Annotated in this window: 10 protein-coding genes; 9 read left to right on the top strand and 1 reads right to left on the bottom strand. The window is 39.6% G+C overall.

What is annotated here, in order from left to right; translation table 11 throughout:
• Positions 1-2: 2 nt before the first annotated feature.
• The 9 genes from VK159_RS04260 (at position 3) to VK159_RS04220 (ending at position 15,328) form a co-directional block, all read left to right on the top strand.
• Positions 3-1,370, top strand: a complete 1,368-nt coding sequence (locus VK159_RS04260) for an acetylxylan esterase (protein WP_324228902.1) — start codon at positions 3-5, stop codon at positions 1,368-1,370.
• A gap of 119 nt (positions 1,371-1,489) precedes the next feature.
• Positions 1,490-4,741, top strand: coding sequence for a ligand-binding sensor domain-containing protein (locus VK159_RS04255; protein ID WP_324228901.1), 3,252 nt, complete (start codon positions 1,490-1,492; stop codon positions 4,739-4,741).
• A 22-nt stretch (positions 4,742-4,763) separates the two neighbouring features.
• Entirely contained in the window at positions 4,764-5,537 is a 774-nt protein-coding gene (locus VK159_RS04250) for a response regulator transcription factor (protein ID WP_324228900.1), read from the top strand.
• 123 nt (positions 5,538-5,660) lie between these two features.
• On the top strand, positions 5,661-6,935 hold the full coding sequence (locus tag VK159_RS04245) for a glycoside hydrolase family 88 protein (RefSeq protein WP_324228899.1): 1,275 nt from the start codon (positions 5,661-5,663) through the stop codon (positions 6,933-6,935).
• A 17-nt stretch (positions 6,936-6,952) separates the two neighbouring features.
• Complete coding sequence (locus VK159_RS04240) at positions 6,953-10,087, top strand: TonB-dependent receptor (protein WP_324228898.1); 3,135 nt, start codon at positions 6,953-6,955, stop codon at positions 10,085-10,087.
• 20 nt (positions 10,088-10,107) lie between these two features.
• Positions 10,108-11,742, top strand: a complete 1,635-nt coding sequence (locus VK159_RS04235; RefSeq protein ID WP_324228897.1) for a RagB/SusD family nutrient uptake outer membrane protein — start codon at positions 10,108-10,110, stop codon at positions 11,740-11,742.
• Between the two features lie 19 nt (positions 11,743-11,761).
• Positions 11,762-12,712 carry a DUF5017 domain-containing protein gene (locus VK159_RS04230; RefSeq protein WP_324228896.1) on the top strand — a complete coding sequence of 317 codons (951 nt, stop codon included), beginning with the start codon at positions 11,762-11,764 and terminating at the stop codon, positions 12,710-12,712.
• A gap of 92 nt (positions 12,713-12,804) precedes the next feature.
• Positions 12,805-14,358: a DUF4955 domain-containing protein gene (locus tag VK159_RS04225; RefSeq protein ID WP_324228895.1), complete on the top strand. Its 1,554-nt coding sequence runs from the start codon at positions 12,805-12,807 to the stop codon at positions 14,356-14,358.
• Positions 14,359-14,470: 112 nt separating this feature from the next.
• Entirely contained in the window at positions 14,471-15,328 is an 858-nt protein-coding gene (locus tag VK159_RS04220; RefSeq protein ID WP_324228894.1) for an alpha/beta hydrolase, read from the top strand.
• A 127-nt stretch (positions 15,329-15,455) separates the two neighbouring features.
• On the opposite strand, the gene VK159_RS04215 is transcribed toward VK159_RS04220, so the two are convergent.
• Positions 15,456-19,361 carry a glycosyl hydrolase gene (locus VK159_RS04215; RefSeq protein ID WP_324228893.1) on the bottom strand — a complete coding sequence of 1,302 codons (3,906 nt, stop codon included), beginning with the start codon at positions 19,359-19,361 and terminating at the stop codon, positions 15,456-15,458.
• Positions 19,362-19,688: the final 327 nt, after the last annotated feature.

The raw sequence follows: 19,688 nt of genomic DNA, 5'->3' as shown, positions 1-19,688 counted from the left end.
ATATGATGAAGCGAATGCAAAAAGCTTTTCTGTCCCGTACTTCAGTTTGGATGTTCACAGCGGTTATACTAAGTCTGAACGTTGCAAAGGCAAAAACGCCAAGGCATACATCTGAAACAGCTGCTGTTCAGCGTATAGATAAACCTGCAGCTGCGGAGGCTGTTGTTGTGAAGGTGACAGCTGATCATAGTGATTGGCTGTACAAAATCAATGAAAAAGTTGTGTTTAAAATTTCTGTACTACAGGATGGCAAACCAATGAAGGGCGCAAAACTCAGTTACGAAATCGGACCTGAAAAAATGCCTCCTGTACAAACAGGGGAAGTGCAATTAATTGGTTCGGATTTGGTACTTGACGGTGGTGCCATGCAAACAGGTGGTTTTCTTCGCTGCACAGCTACAGTGGAATATGAAGGCAAGAAATACAAGGGAATGGCAACAGCAGCGATAAGCCCGGAGACCATTCAGCCCACGACTGTTATGCCAAACGATTTTATGGAATTCTGGACCAAAGCCATTGAAGAGAACAAAAAGATACCGATGGATCTGCGCATGGAACTGCAGCCACAGCTAAGTAACGATAAAGTGAATGTGTACCAGGTAAACATGCAAAACCATAAAATCGGTATGCGTTTGTATGGAATGCTGAGCATGCCGAAAGCTCCGGGGAAATATCCGGCTGTGTTAAGGGTTCCCGGTGCAGGTGTTCGTCCGTATAAGGGTGATGTAAAGCTGGCCGAAAAAGGAATCGTTGTTTTTGAAATCGGCATTCACGGAATACCTGTTAACCTCGATTCGATGGTGTATGAAAATCTGCGCTTTGGTGCGTTGCTTGGTTATCCTACGTTTAATCTTGATAACCGTGATGAGTATTATTACAAACGGGTTTACCTTGGTTGTTTACGTTCGGTCGATTTAATTTTTTCGTTACCAGAATTTGATGGCAGCAACATGATCGTCATGGGAGGAAGTCAGGGTGGTGCATTGGCATTGGTAACAGCTGCGTTAGACAAACGGGTGAAAACAATTTTGTGTACGCATCCTGCATTAAGTGATCTTACAGGATATCAAATTGGCAGAGCCGGTGGATGGCCGCACATGTTTGCTAAAAAAGAACATCTTACAAAAGAAAAAATTGAAACATCTCGTTACTACGATGCAGTAAATTTTGCCCGACTCATTAGCATTCCTGGATTTTACTCGTTGGGCTACAATGATGAAACCACACCGCCTACTTCTCTTTACGCTACGTTTAATAGCATCAAGGCGCCTAAAACATTTTTTATTGATAAGGAAACGGGACATGCCGTTACGCAGGCGCAACGCAATAAACAAATTGAATTCATACTAAAAACATTGAAGTTGAATTGATCATGAATCATTCAATAAAGACAACTTGAATTATGATTAACAGGTCGATGGCGGTCAAATAAGTTTAAGCCATAACTTCGGTTGAGATGAAATCATCTTGCTGATTAAAAAAATGTTCTGTGGGTAGATTGCTTTTAACTGTTGCTGTATTATGCTGGGGAATACTCCGGAGCACTCCGGTATGCGCTCAGAAAAAGCTTTCGTTCAAACACTTTACTGTAGAAAACGGACTCTCTTCACCATCTGTATTATCCATTACGCAAGATCAGAAAGGATTCCTTTGGGTTGGAACAATGGATGGGTTAAATCGATATGACGGGAAAAACGTAAAAATTTACCGATCGTTTTACAAGGACAATAGTATTGGTTCCCGCATAAAAATAAACAATACTCTTGCCGGTCGAAAGAATGAACTATGGATCGGTACAAATAATGGATTGTATCTTTATAACGATCTGACAGATACGTTTATTTACTATGAGCATTCAGCTTCTGATAACAGAAGTATTATCAGCAATAACATCAATTCTTTAGATAACGACAGTAGTGGTGATGTATGGGTGAGTACAGCAGAGGGATTAACTAAAATTATTCGAAACGATTCATCTTATAGTTTCCTACCTGTTCCATTCGAAGATGATAAAACCAGTGGTATAAAAAATATACAATGTGTTTTTGAAGCGGGTAATGGTAAGATGATTGCAGGCACAAATGATGGCCTTGTTGTTTTTTTTAAATCGGATGTAACCGGGGCCGCTGTAAAAATCAAGAGAGCCTTACCGGGTATTCCTGTGGTTTCTATAGTAAGAGATAAGCATCAAAACTTCTGGATAGGAACAAGGGGAAACGGTTTAATTAAAACCGATCATGAATTCCGGATAGTGAAGCAGTACAACGAGGATAGCAAACCTGTTGGCCTTCTCAGCAACATTATACGTAAACTCCGCATTGATACAGCCGGACGAATCTGGATAGGAACATTGAAAGGCTTAAACCTGTTTTATCCTGAAATTGAAAAAATCGAATCGTATACACATCATCCTGATGATGCACGGTCGCTAAACTTTAATTCGATATATGATCTGTTTGAAGACAGACAAGGTAATATCTGGATCGGTACTTATTTTGGCGGACTCAATTATGTGGAGTCTCTTACAACTCCGTTTATCGTTTATCAGAACGATACGAAAGGTAAAGGTGTAAGTAGTAATATTATCAGTGCAATTATTGAAGATCAACATAATAATTTATGGATTGGTACAGAAGCTGAAGGGCTGAACTACTATGACAGGAAGAGAAATATATTCGTCCGTTCAACGAACCCAAAAGATCCCAATTCATTTTTAACTTCTAACCTTGTTAAAGCGCTGTTACTTGACAATAAGAAAAATTTGTGGGTAGGCATGTCAAGAGGCGGGGTTAACGTATTTGAACCATCGGGTAAAAAATGGAAAGAGTTTGGGCCCGACAAAGGAAGTAATACGATCAATTCAGAAAGTGTTTCATCCTTACTGCAAGATCACAAAAACCGGATATGGATCGGAACAGATGATAACGGTATAAATATTTATGATGGTGCTAAAGGAAAACCTGAACAATTTGAAACGTTGTATCCGGGTAAGAATTTGTCTGACAAGGGAATTACTTGCATGTTTGAAGATTCAATGTACAATATCTGGATTGGAACCGGTCAGGGATTAAACATGATCTCCTCAAATGGTGCCAAATTCATTCAATTCTTTCAGGGGAAACAACCCGATCAACTACAATCAGATTTTATTACATGTATTACACAAGATCAAAATGGAATCATCTGGATCGGGACGTACATGGGGCTTTCTGCTTATGACCCGGGTAAAAATAGTTTTACCACTTACACCATCACTGAAGGTCTTGCAGATAATAAAATCGCAGGTATCGTTGTTGATAACCGTAATAATTTATGGGTGAGTACAAATAATGGACTTAACAGATTTGATCGGTTAAGGAAACAATTTTATTTATACGACTCACATGATGGTTTGCCGGGCAAAGTATTCAACTACCGTTCATTTTTCAAAGACAAACAAGGCCATATTTTCTTTGGTACTCATAATGGGTTGGTGGAGTTTGATCCAAACAATGTTGAAATGAACAGGCAGGCCCCCGGCATTGTTCTAACGGAGCTTCGTATAAACGGGCTTCCGGTAAAAACGAATGATTCGTCCGGAATTCTAAAAGCTGATATTTCAGCGATAAATGAATTGATTCTTGATTACAGCCAAAACGTGTTTTCGATTGAGTATGCTGTGATGAATTTTGTGAAACCATCAAAAAACAGATCAGCCTATCTGCTGAAAGGATTTAATAAAGACTGGGTTTATACTGATGCACATCATGCTTCATTTACAAATTTGCAGCCAGGCACTTATTTCCTTATGATCAAAGGTGCAAATAATGATGGCGTGTGGAATGAGGTTCCTTATCAAATCAAACTAAAAATACTTCCGCCACCATGGAAAACGTGGTGGGCTTATACGTTATATGCATTATTCGTTGCGTTGCTTGCATTCGGGATTATTTACTTTTTTGTGTCGAGAGCATCACTAAAGAGGGAAATCCGATATGAACATATGTTGAACCAGCAACAGCAGGAACTTCATCAAATGAAGTTGGATTTTTTTACACATATTTCCCATGAAATCAGAACACCACTTACACTTGTAATTGGCCCTGTAGAAATGTTAATGAAAAAACTTTCAGGCAATACGATGGCGCAAAGTATGCTGAAGAATATTAAAAGTAATGCTGACCGACTGTTAACCCTCACCAATGATTTGCTGGACTTTAGAAAGGCAGAGGCCGGTTATACCAAATTGAAAATTGCCCGGTCAGATATTGCAGAATTTACAAAATCCGTTTTCGATAAATTTATTGGCGCCGCTGAGAAAAAAAATATTCATTACGATTTCATATGTGATGAAAATGAGCTGCTCGTCTATTTTGATGCACATCATCTTGAGATTGTACTTTCGAATTTGCTGGCGAATGCCATAAGATTTGCTCCTGAATCAGGAAAGGTTTCGGTGACTGTAATAAAAACAGAACAGGAAAGTGTGGATATTGAAATATTCGATAATGGTTGTGGTATCCCTCCTGAACATCAGGAACATATATTTACCCGTTTCTATCAGGCAAATACCGGCACATCAAAAAGTGAAGGATCGGGTATAGGGTTGGCTTTTTCAAAGAAACTGGTAGAGTTACACAAAGGAACTCTTCGTTTCAAAAGCGGAAAGAACATGCAAACAGGTAATATGGAAACCCGTTTTATTGTTAACTTACAGCTTGGGAAGAATCATTTTAAAGATGATTATCCTGTGTTAGATTGATTTGTTTGCCTAAACCAGTTCCATGTCCCAGGTCCGTATTTTAATTATTGAGGATACTCCCGATGTCAGGGCATTTATTAAAGCCTGTCTGGAAGAAGATTATTCCATACTCGAAGCTGAGAATGGTGTGAAAGGCTGGGAGCTTGCTGTGAATGAACTTCCCGATCTGATCATAACCGATGTGATGATGCCGCAAATGGACGGTAATGAATTTTGCAGAAATCTGAAACAGGACGAACGCACAAGTCATATTCCTGTTATTATGCTTACTGCAAAAGCTGCAGAAGATCAACTCATCGAAGGACTCGAAAGCGGTGCAGACATCTACCTTACAAAACCTTTCAGTATTCTGGTTTTACAAAACTATATCAGCAATCTGTTGAAGTTAAAAACCGTTTTGAGGCAACGCTACAGTCAAAAGATTTATCTGGAACCGTTGGATGTGGAAGTAGGAACGGTGGATAAAAAATTTATGGAACGGTTGATGAGTATCATAGAAGATAATCTTGGACGACCTGATTTCAGTGTGCCTTCTTTAGCAAAAGAGCTGGGTATGAGTAAGGCTGTTCTCTATAAAAAATTTAATGCTTTGGTACATATTCCTATAGGCGAGTTCATTAAAAATATGCGTCTGAAAAAAGCAGCATCACTTCTTGTTAACGATAGTATGAATATTTCTGAAATAGCCTGGGAAGTAGGGTTCAACGACCGTAAATATTTCAGTAAAGAATTCAGGAAGTTTTTTGGCAAGTCTCCATCAGAATATCTTGCAGAAAGGGGAGGGAAAATCTCATAATCTGCTTTCTGATAAAAATATACCCCTTTTTAGAGAGAATTCTGCCCTCATGGTTAGTAAAGTAATCAGCAGATTTGTTTATTCATTTTACGATGAAATGAACGATTTGTTAATACTAGCCATATGCAGTTGAAAAAAAAATATACGTTTAAACTTGTTATTACAGTTGTCGTCATTGGTACTCTTTGTGCCTTCTCTTTCAGTCAAAATAAAAAGCCGGCGAAAGTATTAGTAGAACAAGCTTTCAAAACAGCAGAAGAACAATACACAGATATGCTGCTGCGCTCCACCGATCTTACAAAGTATCCACGAACAACAGATGCAAAAGGAAATACTGCTTATGTTCCCATCTCCGACTGGACTGGTGGTTTTTGGCCGGGCAATCTCTGGTATGTTTATGAATATACCAAAGATGATAACTGGAAAAATGCAGCTGTTCGGTGGACAGAGAGTTTAGAAGCAAATCAGTTTAACACAAGTCATCATGATCTTGGTTTTATGATGTATTGCAGCTATGGTAATGCATACCGTTTAACTAAAAACGAAGCATACAAAGCCATTCTGATCCAATCAGCGAAATCACTCAGCAAGCGTTTTGATCCACGTGTGGGTTGTATAAAATCATGGAACTACCGCCTTTCGTGGGATGGTAAAACAAAGTGGTATTATCCCGTTATCATTGATAACATGATGAATCTGGAATTATTATTCTTTGCGTCAAAAGTTACCGGCGATCCATTGTATAAAAATATTGCTGTAAAACATGCTGAAACAACGATGAAACATCATTTCCGTGATGATTACAGCTCTTACCACGTTGTGAATTATGATACACTCACAGGAAACGTACTCAACAAACAAACCTGCCAGGGTTATGCTGATAATTCAACATGGGCACGTGGACAGGCATGGGCTATTTACGGCTACACAATGACCTATCGTGAAACTGGCGATAAGCGCTTTTTAAACGTAGCTCAAAAGCTTACAGATTTTTATATAAACAATCCCAACCTGCCAAAAGACAAAATTCCTTATTGGGATTTTAATGTAAATGAAGCGGGGTATAAGCCGGATTGGAAATACGATCCATCAAAATTCAGTTATACTCCCCGTGATGCTTCTGCTGCCGCCATTGTGAGTTCTGCTTTATTTGAATTAAGCAAACATCTTGGTGTGAAAGGAAATCACTATAAAGAGTTTGCTGTTGCCTCTCTTCAATCACTCAGCAGTCCTGATTATTTTGCCAAGCACGGCACAAATGGGAATTTTTTAATCAAACATTCAGTAGGAAGTATTCCGCATGGAGCTGAAGTGGATGTTCCTATTGTTTATGCCGATTATTATTATCTGGAGGCGTTACTGCGCTATAATCAAACAACCAAAGCTTTAAATAAATAATCCAAAATTTACGCATTATGAGACGTTGCTTGCTTGCATGTATTCTGCTGCTGAATCTGTCCCTTGCCTTTGCGCAACAGGTTACTATCAGCGGAACTGTTACCGGTTCTGATAACGCTCCAGTAGAAGGAGTTTCAGTGAAAGTGAAAGGATCACAAACAGCCGGCGCTATTACCAATGCGGAAGGTAAATACCGCATTACTATTTCCACCCGGGATGCATTTTTGATTTTTTCGCATGTTGGCTATTTAGACAGAGAATTATCGCCCGGTAAAAATTCAACTTTAGATGTGGTGTTACAGTCGAGAATAAAAGAATCGGAAGAGGTGGTTGTAGTTGGCTACGGAACCGTGAGGAAAAAAGATCTTACCGGTTCGGTTGCAAAAGTGAACATGGAAGATATCAATAAAGCACCGGTGCGTTCTTTCGATGAAGCACTTGCCGGTCGTACTGCTGGTGTTCAGGTGCAATCGAGTGATGGCCAGCCCGGTTCAGGCATCAGCATTGTTGTAAGGGGTAATAATTCGATTACACAAAACAACTCACCGCTGTATGTTATCGATGGATTTCCTATTGAAAATTCAGATAACAATGCCATCAATCCAGCCGATATTGAAACAATTGAAGTATTGAAAGATGCATCTGCAACTGCAATTTATGGTGCACGTGGTGCCAACGGTGTTATTATGATAACAACAAAAAAAGGAAAGGAAGGACCGCCAGTCATTTCATTGAATGTATCGTACGGTACACAAAAAGCACTGCGGAAAATGGATTTGTTAAGTGCTTATGAATATGTGCGGTATCAGGTAGAATCTGATCCATCACTAGTTCCTGCGGCGGGTTCATTTGGACAAACTCCATCCCAGATTTATCTTTCTAATGGAAAAAGTATGGAGGATTATAAAAATGAAAAAGCATTTGATTGGCAGGATGCAGTCTTGCGTGTGGCACCAATGGCCAACTACAACTTATCTGTTACGGGAGGCACAAAGCAAACAAGATATGCCATTTCTGGTTCGTTACTCGATCAGCAGGGGATACTGATAAACTCCGGATACAAACGCTATCAAGGCAGAATCGTTTTAGATCAAACCATCAATTCAAAATTGAAGATCAGCATTAATGCCAACTACAGCAATTTGTTGCAATCAGGTATCAGCCCCAGTCAAAGTGTATTCAGTGCCAGCCATAATCTGATGGTTGCAATCTGGGGCGCAAGACCTGTTTCTCCGGATGTGGATGATCCGGAAGATATGTTGTTTGATCCTACTATCAATTCAGCGAATGATTATCGTGTGAACCCTGTAGTCAATCAAAAAAATCTTGTTCGCAATAACCGGTTACAGAATTTTACTGTAAACGCTTATGCAGAGTATGCAATAATGCCAAACTTAAAATTGCGGATCAGTGGTGGTGTTATACAGAATGCCGGCGAAAATGAAGTGTTTAATAATTCCCAAACACAGTATGGGAATCCACGATCGCTGGATGGTGTAAACGGTTCCATTACTTTTCCGAAGAACAGTTCATGGTTAAATGAAAACACACTCAATTGGAATAAATCGTTTGGTAAATCACATACACTGAATGCAGTTGCTGGTTTTACAGCACAGTCGGGTAAGTCTTCATCTTACGGCATGCGGGCAACACAACTCCCGAACGAAGAGTTAGGGCTTAGTGGTTTGGATGAAGGTATTTTGCAGCCGATTTTTGCATCAAGTTCGTTGTGGTCGATGGCTTCTTACCTCGGAAGAGTGAATTACAGTTACAAATCAAAATACCTGTTTACTGCTTCTTTCCGTGCTGATGGATCGTCTAAGTTTTCATCAAACAACAAATGGAGTTATTTTCCTTCCGGTGCCTTTTCATGGCGCTTTTCTAAAGAAAATTTCCTGGTGAACAGTAAAGTTTTGTCGGAGGGTAAATTCAGAATAAGTTATGGACAAACAGGAAATAACCGTGTAAGCGATTTTGCTTATCTCACACTCATGCGGTTAACCAATCCGCTTTATGTTTTCAATAATAACTATCAACCCGGAGTTGAGGCTGCACAGTTGGGTAACAATGATCTGCGTTGGGAAAATACCCGGCAGTTTGATATTGGAGTTGATTTAGGATTTTTTGATCAGCGATTAAACTTCACTGCTGATGTGTATCAAAAAACAACACCTGACCTGTTGTTAAATGCAGATATTCCTACATCTACCGGGTTTACAACAGTATTTAAAAATGTGGGTAGTGTGCGCAATCAGGGACTTGAGTTTTCATTGAATTCTGTTAACATCCAAAAGGCAAAGTTTTCATGGAGTTCAAGCTTTAATATTTCATTCAATAAAAGTGAGGTGTTAAAACTCGCCGAAGATCAGGAAGCTTTAATAAGCAATATCAACTGGGATCAGAACTGGAGAAATACACCTGCTTACATTGCAAAACTTGGAATGCCGCTGGGTATGATGTATGGGTTTATCTGGGATGGTGTTTATACCTACGATGATTTTAACAGAACCGGAACCGGTGGTTATATCTTAAAAGACAATGTTACTACCAATGGAAATAACAGGGACAGAATTCAACCCGGCGATATTAAATACAGAGATATTAATGGAGATAAAGTGGTGAATGCAAATGATTACACAGTCATCGGCAGAGGATTGCCAATTCATTACGGAGGCTTCACTAACAATTTCACTTATGGTGATTTCGATCTGAATATTTTCTTCCAATGGTCTTACGGCAATGATATTTTAAATACGAATCTTGTTTATTTCGGAGCAAATGAAACACATAGCAGCAGAAACCTGTTTGCTTTTTATAAAGACCGCTGGACACCGCAGAATCCCGATTCAAATATTCCACGTTTGAAAGGTTTTCGTGGTGGTGGATATTCTTCCTACATGGTTGAAGATGGTTCTTACCTGCGTTTAAAAACAGTGTCACTTGGTTATAACGTGAATAGCAGATTACTGTCGAAAGTGAAGATCAGAAGTCTCAGGGCTTATGTATCTGCACAAAATTTAATTACCTGGACAAACTATACAGGTCTTGATCCGGAAGTAAGTGCATACAATTCAGCACTTACGCCAGGGTTTGATTTTTCAACATACCCACGTGCAAGAACTGTCACGTTTGGTTTAAACTTATCCTTCTAATTTTTTAAAACTTACGATACATGAAAAGGTTTTTAAATTTTTTAATTGTTGCCGTATTGGCGCTTAGCTGGGGTGGTTGCAAGAAATTTTTGGATACCAAGCCAACAGATACACTTACACCCGAAGAATATTATGGCAGTGAATCAAAATTAACTGCAGCACTGGCGGGGTTATATGATCCGTTAGGAAATGAAAACGGTATGTACGGCAGTTCGATGGTAACGCAGTTTGATTACAGCGATGAATCGTGGGGCGGCAATTCCAATACTACTGCCGGCATGATGGTATATAATTTCGATTTTACAACACCTCAGATTACCGAGTTGTGGAGAAACTGTTACACTGGTATTGACAGGGCAAACAGGTTAATTGCGAATATTAATGTTGCTTCAATGGATAGCACAGCAAGGCAAGCCATACTGGGCGAAGCATTGTTTTTAAGAGGGTTCTATTATTTTACGTTGGTAACCCGTTTTGGTGGAGTACCTATGCGTTTGGAACCCATTTCATCTCCCGCCGATGCACAATTACCCCGTACATCGGTTGCAGAAATCTATGCGCAGATTTTGATTGATATGAAAGCGGCTGAAACGAAAGTGCTTCCCATGTATGCAACTGCCAGCAGAGTATATAAAACAGTTGTACAGGGAATGTTAGCCAGAGTTTGTCTGCATATGGCGGGGTATCCGTTAAATGATCAAAGCAAATATGCAGAGGCATTAGACTGGGCAAAAAAAGTAAAAAGCTCAAATCAGCATTCGTTGAACATGTATGTTGATCCGAAGTATATCAATTTTGATCCAAGGTTTACCAATACTTCTCCCTACAGTCAGATATTTATTAATCATGCGCAGGATCTTTATGATGTAAAAGAAAGCATGTGGGAAGTTGAGTTCAAAGGAAACAGAGCTGATGGGTTTAATGAAAACGGAAGGATAGGAAACAATATTGGTATCGTTTTTCAACCCGGTGCAGGCACTGCACTTGAAAAAGACAGCGGCTTTTGCTGGGGGCAAGTAAAAGCAACAGCAGTTTTATATAATTTGTATGGAACCAATGATACCTTACGAAGAGACTGGGCAATCGGAAATCATTCAATTAACAATACTACCGGAGTTAAAACATTGTTGCCGGCGAGTAACAGACATGGACGTTATCCCGGTAAATGGAGAAGATCGTTTGAGTTAATAACACCGAAGAATAAAAATTACACACCCATCAACTTTCCTTTACTGCGCTATGCAGATGTTTTGCTGATGCTTGCTGAAGCAGAAAACCAGGTAAATGGCCCAACTGCTGAAGCGTATGAAGCTTTGAATATGGTGAGAAGAAGGGCGTTTAATGTGCCTTTATCTGCACCTAATGTTAATGCAGATGCACCTGCCGGCCTCAATAAAGCATCATTCCAACAATACATTGAAGATGAACGTGCACGTGAATTATGTTTTGAATCGTTAAGAAGACTGGATTTGATACGTTGGAACAAATTTGTTAGTCGTATGAAAGAAGTAAGTGCTGATTTTACTGCAAATGGCGGAGGTAACGCCTATGGTAGTCTTGCCGGACGAAATGTTGATCAACGGCATTTGTTATATCCTATCCCGGCGGCAGAAATTTTGCTGAACAAAAAGCTTGCACAAAATCCCGGTTGGTAAGAAAGCATAACATACAGTTTTGAAACTTATAAAATATTATCAAATGCGCATCAATTATATAATACTGTTGGCATCACTATTTCTTCTGCAATCCTGTAGCAAAGAGTTGCAGCTCGACGAAGTATCATTTGATGTTACTGCAGACAGCACATCTTACAATCTTGGAAGTAAAACCACGTTTACTTTTTCAGGGAAGCCTCAATTCATTAATTTTTATTCCGGAGAAATCGGAAAACGATTTGAGTTTAAAGACAGAGATACAGCAAGCGGAACGCCTTTTTTACGATTCAATTCGCAAATGAATACAGGCACACAATCTAATACAATAAAGTTGATGATAACATCTGATCTTAACGGGTTGGTTGATTCTTCTTCAATTGTCAACACAAGCTGGACAGACATCAGTAATCGGGCTGTATGGGCAACAAATACCACTACAACAGGCTCCGGTAATATAAATCTGTCTGACTTTGCTGCACTTAATAAGCCCGTTTATATTGCATTTAAATATAACGCTGCTGCCGGTTCAATTCAAAACAGGTGGACGCTTACGGGTTTTTCATTACGTAATATTTTATCAGACGGTACTTCTTATGTGATCGATTCTGTTCCAACAGTTACAGCAGCTGTGAATTATGGAAATGCAACTAATCTTCCTATATGGGTGGGTCAACGAACCGCCGGTACTACTTCGGTGCTTGATGTAAGAGCGACGATGATTGTTGCAGGCGCAACTACTGCTGCAGCTGCAACAAGTGCAGTTGAAGCATGGTTTGTAACCGGTCCGGTTAACTTGAAAAGCGTAACACCCGATGCGGGGGTTTCTATTCAAACAATTTCGAATTATGTTCCATTCACCACATATACTTATTCAAAAAGCGGAACTTATAATCCGGTATTTGTAGGAAGCAATATTAATGTAAACAAAGAAAACTCAGTTCCACGTAAGCTTACAGTAACAATTAAGTAAACACATCAGCGTTACTGAAAGCAAGAAGCTTTTTAATTGCAATGCAAGTGATATCATAGTACCTTCAATAATAGTTCAATATAATAATCGAAATGAGGAAGAATGTGTTTTTTTCAGGATTGCTTGTAATTGTATTTCAGTTTGCAAAAGCGCAGGAAACAATCAACTCACAACTTTTCGAACAATATAAACTGGATAAAAGTAAATCCTTGCTCCCTGATTTTTCTTATGCCGGTTATCAAAGCGGTGAGAAAGCAATTCCGGGAATTAAAAACTATAAACTGTTTAATGTAGTTGATTTTGGTGCAAAGCCAAATGATGATGTTTCAGACAGGGAAGCAATACAAGCTGCAATTGATGCAGCGAATAAAAACGGATCAGGTATTATTTTTTTTCCAAAGGGACGTTTTTTAGTGAATGAAGACAGCACTGCTGCGAAAGGAATTTTTTCAAAAGGAAGTAAGATCATTTTTCGTGGCAGTGGAAGTGGCCCGGGTGGTACCGAATTGTTTATGAAATATGCGTTATTGCCAGGTAACCCCGATCAAATGTGGACAGGTCCACCGATGTTTACGTTTACTGCAAAAGGCGCTGATGCAAGAGTTGGCGAGGTGGTGAGATCAGCAGAGATAGGAGAGTTTACAATGGAGTTGAATAATACCGATAAGTTGCAGGAAGGAGATTGGGTAGCAGTTAAGCTATTGAATAATTCTCCCGGTTTAATTGATGCTGAACTTTCGCCTAATAAAGTTGATACAACCTGGACTTCTATTGTAAAAAAAGGTGTTGATGTTTGCATGTATTACCAGGTGAAACGTATAAAAGGTAATTCCATCACATTGCATGCTCCGCTTGCTTACAAGGTTGATGTGAAGTACACCTGGACTATAGATAAATATGCCCATGCAGAAGAAGTAGGCATTGAAGACATTGCATTTGTGGGCAATTGGACAGAAAAATTTAAACATCATGCTTCATGGGTACACGACAGCGGTTTTAATTTATTTATGTTCAGCCGCTGTACCAATTCCTGGATGAAGAACTGCCGTTTTACGGATTGCAGCATTGCAGCCATTGTTAGTCAAAGCGCCAATATTACTGTTATGAATTGTGTAGTTACAGGAAATGCCGGGCATGAAGCCATTACTTCTAATCATTCCACCAATGTTTTATTGGCCAACTTAATTGATGAGGCATCACAATGGCATTCATTTGGCACTGCAAACGGAGCGGTAAACACCGTGTTGTGGCATTGTACGTATCCGGCTACTACTTGTTTTGAATCGCATGCCAGTCAACCACGAAATACATTACTTGATAATGTAACTGGTGGATTGATGAAAAACAGAGGAGGAGGAGCTATTTTTAATATGCCCAATCACATGAAGGGTTTGGTGTTCTGGAATTATAAACAGACGAATGAACCGGTAACGAACTTTCAATTTTGGCCGCTAAACGATGTTTGGTGGAAAATTCCTGCGCCTGTAATCGCAGGGTTTATGGGGAATGGATCTACGTTTAATCAAACTCAACTAGGTTATCTGGAAGGGTTAGATAAAAAAGTATTTCCTTCTTCGCTTTATGAAGGCCAGTTACAACTTCGGTTGAAAAAAATACCGGATTGGTTATCTGCATTAAAACGATAAGCAACAATTTCAATCGCATCTGAATATATTCGAGTCAGACTTATAGTTCAGTAAGTCTTCGCAAGGAATCATTAAACGTCACTACCTTGATATTTCAAAGTACTTCAGTTATATGAACAGTAGCCATCATGAGATATTTCATTTAGATGCGGAAAATGATATTCACCACAATACTGTAAAAGATGCAGAGGTTGTAACTGTTCATGACGGTGTGAAATGTATCAGTGGGTCATACAATCCTGCGTTACTCATTTTCAGGCCCGAAGTAAAGGCAAATGGGCTCTCCATTATTATCTGCCCGGGAGGCGGATATGAAAAACTTGCACTTGAACATGAAGGAACAGAGGTTGCTCAATCATTAACAAAATTGGGTATCACTGTTTTTGTTTTGAAATACCGTTTGCCGGGAGAAGTTCCTGCAATTGATGACATGCCATTACCTTTAGAAGATTTCATCACAGCTTACAAAACGGTTCAGGAGAAAGCATCAGAATGGGGGATTAATCCTTCTTCGGTTGGTATTATGGGATTTTCTGCCGGAGGGCATTTAGCTTCCCTGGCTTCATCGATTTTAAGTAGTCAACAGAAAAAGGAAGGATTACAAAATCTATTTCCACCACTTTTTACCATACTTATTTATTCTGTTATCAGTTTTCAAGATGATATCACACACATTGGTTCACGTGAGCGTTTTATTGGAAAGGCTGCAAGCATAAATGATATCATACGATATTCATCGAATAATACTGTAACCCAATCTTCACCACCAACTTTCCTTGTTCATTGTTCAGATGATCTAATTGTATCTGTTGAAAATAGTCTGTTGTATTACAAGGCTTGTTTAAACCACAACGTTTCAGTTGAAATGCATGTATATGCAAAAGGAGGACATGGATTTGGAATGCATAACGATTTCATTAAGGAGAAGTGGATGGATCGACTTACGAACTGGTTAGTTCAGTTTTATTAGTTGTCTTAAAGGCTTGAAAACAAAAAAGTGTAGCGATTGTTTCAATTCGAATTTACATTGTTCTTAATAAAAAAAGACCCCGAATAATTTCGGGGTCTTGTCGTTTTCACGGATAGTGATTATGCTGCTACTGTATAACTATCTTTTTACTTGTTCTAACTAATCCTTGCGATACAGTTAATACATACATTCCTTTGCTGAGGTTGTTTGCCAATTTCACCTGCCGGTTGGTTTGCGCAGGTAAGGTTTGAGCAAATACAACTCTGCCGGTTACATCAGTTACTTGTATTAACACCGGACCAGTTGTAACAGCACCTGGCAACATCAATGTAATAGGCGTACCTGCCTGTACAGGGTTTGGATATACAGTAAATGCATTGGCGATTGGCAGTTCAAGTAATTGCGTGCCGAGATTTGCGCCAAACGTTTCCTGCTGATTGGCGGCACTTGTTATTTCCGGTGCAGCTTCTCTGATTACAATTTTATCAATGAACGGAGCATCAGTGCCAGTTGGTCTAAACAGAATATTGTTTACTCCCTGTAAGAAATTGACTTCGATAGTTTTCACTTTTGTTGTTCCGCCTTCAAAACACCAATTGCCGGAAGCAACAAACGATTCTGTTGTAAATGGTTCACCATTTATTGAGATACGCATGCTGCGATCTGCTTTGCTGATGTAATAAATATCGACCAGGTAGGTTTTGTTTTCAGTTGCTATTAAATTGTTGTAGCGAATTCCATTAACAACATTCAATCCCATGTTTATCAATGCTCCGTTAGATGCCGTTGTACACGGTACATTCGTATTCGTACCGATCAATTCAGCCAATTCAGCTTCCAAGCCAAGCCCGTTTAACTCAGCTTTCTCCAGTTTTATTTTATCAATGAAAGGCGCTAATTCAACATTGTTCAGTCCGATCTCAATGGTATTTAAACCACGTTTGAGAATTACCACCACTTCATAAACAGCGGGTGAACCTAGTGTTGGATTATCGGCGGCGATATAGCACCAGTTACCAGATGCTGTTGCAAGCTGTCGGCCCATTGTTGTACCATTTACTCTTACGCGGAAGGGCCTGTTAACTTTACTCATATAGGAAACCTTCAATTTATAAGGACCTGCTGCATCAGCAACAACATTATCAAAAGCGATCCAGTTACCACTTCTGCTTCCAAGATTTACTTGTAAAAGATTCGAAGAAGTTGTACAGTTTACCGTACTTATCAACGCCCCGGTTGCTCCTGTTCCTTGAACAAATCTGGCGCCCTCTGCTTCAAATTCCAAACTTTCAGAAATGGCCAGCACATTCGGATCAGTTGTTTCAGGTAATTTACCTTTTGTAACAACTGCTAAACGATCAACAAAAACATCGCCGCTGTTGATTGCTATTTTTACCTGATGCTGTCCGGCAGAAAGGAAATAAGTGAAGTTTCTGTCTTCTGTTTCATAACTGTAATGGAATTTTTTCCAATACCATTCAAACGTTGCACTGCCAAGATTGCTCCACTTTCTGAACGGCTCATCATCAACTGAAATCCACAAGCTTGTTGCCGTTGGTTTCAATGCCTGGATCTTCGCCCAAATATCATATTCATCTGCTTTATCAATATTGAACGAGAATGAAAGTACTTTATCATCACCAACAGGTACTTCAGTCGAAGTACTATTTTCTTCACTTGCTGCATAAGCTCCGCCAATTGCGTTCGGTGATGTTTCTGTTTTCCATGAAACACCTTTTGCAGCTTGTTCAGCTTCATAAAAACCGGTGAAGTCGGTTGCATCTAATCCAAATGTAACTGTCGATGGAGTACAATAGCCTGCATCGTTGATAAATTGCTCCATGTTTTCAGGCCCATTAGCTAATGCTACCTGATCAAGCAGAATATTACTGTTTGGATATTCAATTGTCAACCGATGTTTGCCTTCGCCCAACGCATAAAAGCGTGGCACCTGGAACCAGGTAAAGCTGCCGCTGGTGAAAGGAGTAATTTGTTCAATTGTTTTTCCGTCAATACTAATGCGAATGGCGCCTACACCTGTTGAAGAAGAACGGATCCATGCACGGTAAGTTCCTGCTTCAGCTAATTCAAATTCAAAGTGTACTCGTTTCGCCAACGCAGTTACTCCAACCAAATTGTTATTCCCTCTGATGTATAAACCATTTGATGCATTTGTATTTTCTAAAACATCCCATTGGTTGCCGATAAACTTGCCACACTCTGCTTCAAATACCAAACTGTTTGTTGGTACTGAAACGTAAGGAAGATCTAGCCCTTCTAAATTATTCGGACATTCAACTGTTGCTTCAGGTATTGAAGGTGATGATGTATGATTCATATATAATTCGCCAATGTTGGTTAGTGCTCCATTCTCATAGTAATTCGCAGGTGTTTGCGGAACAGTAGCAAACTGTGGATTGGGTTGGAAGTATGCATAGCGTTCCACATAATCCAGGCTTTCCAGATACGGAAGTGCCAGCTCAAGAAACGCCTGTTGAATTGGATTACCACGATTTGGATTGGCATTAAATTCTGTGATCCAGATCGGCAATTTATAAATGCGATATACATTTTCAAGATAAGCTTTGAAACGATTGAAGATCTGCTGCGGATCTGCATTCGGACTGTTTGCCGGATTGCTTCCCCAATCGTACCAATGCACCGCAACAAAATCAAAACGTACATCTCTTTCTTTTGCTATGCGTGCAAATTCAAGCAACCATGTTGTTGGTCCGTTTTCACGTGGTGCCGGAGTTCCAAGTCGTAAACCAAGCCCCATCAGGTTTTCGTAATACGCCACTGCAACAGCAGGTTGACATAAATTATTGAATTGACCGGATTGATCTTCGCAGTTATCAGATTCATTGAAACCTAACAGATGTGTTGTTTTTTTCTTTTGAATCACAAGGTTAATAGCGGCAGGTAAAGCGCCACCTGCTCCCCACGCCATGGGTACATATTCGTAATTAGGCAGCGGATTGTTATTGTTGTTCCAGTTATAGAACCAGCCTGTATTCAATTGATCATAGAAACCACCGGTTCCTTTTTTGATGACCCAATTCCATGGAACAACCCGAATGAAACTTACATTTCCCTGTAAGGCGATATCCAATCCATCAATTGTCAAATCTTTTTCTGATGCGATATACACTTTGCTTTTTCCAGTACCATTACTGTTGATGGCAAACGTAGCCATGAATCCACGTTTGAGAATGAATGAACGGGTTGCATTATCTCCGCCTGGAATCGTTGCGCCTGCATAAATAATATCTTCCTGTAAACTGGCAGCAGTGCCGCTTTGTGCAGTACCACTAAATATTTTTAATGGTAAGTGTGCAGTTGAAAGAGGTCTTACAACTGAACCTTTTTGATAGTATTGATTGATACGGAAATTATTATCTAAAATTCCGGTAACATGATTGATGCGGATATTTCCCAGCTTCGTCATTAATGCATCAGGCGTTTCATTGTGCAGATAGACCCATGATGCCGCATCTAAAAAATTAAGTAACAATGTAGATGAAACACCGCCTTCTTTTAAATGAACAGTGCTTTCATTTAATAATGACAAAGCCCCCTGGCTCACGGTCCCGCCTTGTACTGTAAGTGTGGAGTTGGTAAGCGTGATGCCTTTTTGTGTACAGGCAAAACTGATTGCACCATTAGCCGTAACGTTGCCTGATTCGATGTATAAATTAAAACGAATCGGCTGTCCCGGTTCCAGACTTTTGTCTTTGGGATATTTATCATTCACGGGATCATGTACATTGGGACAAATCGAGTAGAGGTGTGAACCTCCGCCGGGTAAGCAAGTAGGTTTGCCGGCAGTGCCATCCTGAGTTGAAGGTACTTCAACTGTTACTCTCCAGTTTTTTTCATTAAAGAAATCATTGTTTTCTTCTCCCGTCCAATAGATGTAACGTACAGAAGTGTCACATGCAGTTCCATCCTGTGCAGAAGCGGATGAAAAAAGCGAGCAACATAATAACAGTTGTAAAACATACATCCATTTAGCAGTAAAAAATTTGTACATGGCAAGTTAAATTTTGATTGTTTCTGTTCATCCAAAACTATTTTCTTACAAGTACAATCATGGCGACAATCAATTCATTAAAGGGGTCGTTTTGTTTTAATTTGAATTTTCGGAATAATGAATGATAGATGGAACTAAGTAGGTTTAAAATCACTCTGCAGTTTTTCATTTTTAATGATAACAGTAGTGTTGTTTCATTATCCAATTCAGTCTGCGGCTAATGATTGAACAATCCTTGATTGCTTTGACACATTACTACCTCTTTCCTGAACCGGCCGTTTCCTCTGCCGATTCAGGGCAATCCTATATTTACGCACACGATAATTA

Origin of the sequence: Lacibacter sp. (assembly GCF_035299325.1) — a bacterium.
Taxonomy (GTDB): Bacteria; Bacteroidota; Bacteroidia; order Chitinophagales; family Chitinophagaceae; genus Lacibacter.
This window is presented reverse-complemented; position numbering and strand designations above follow the sequence as displayed.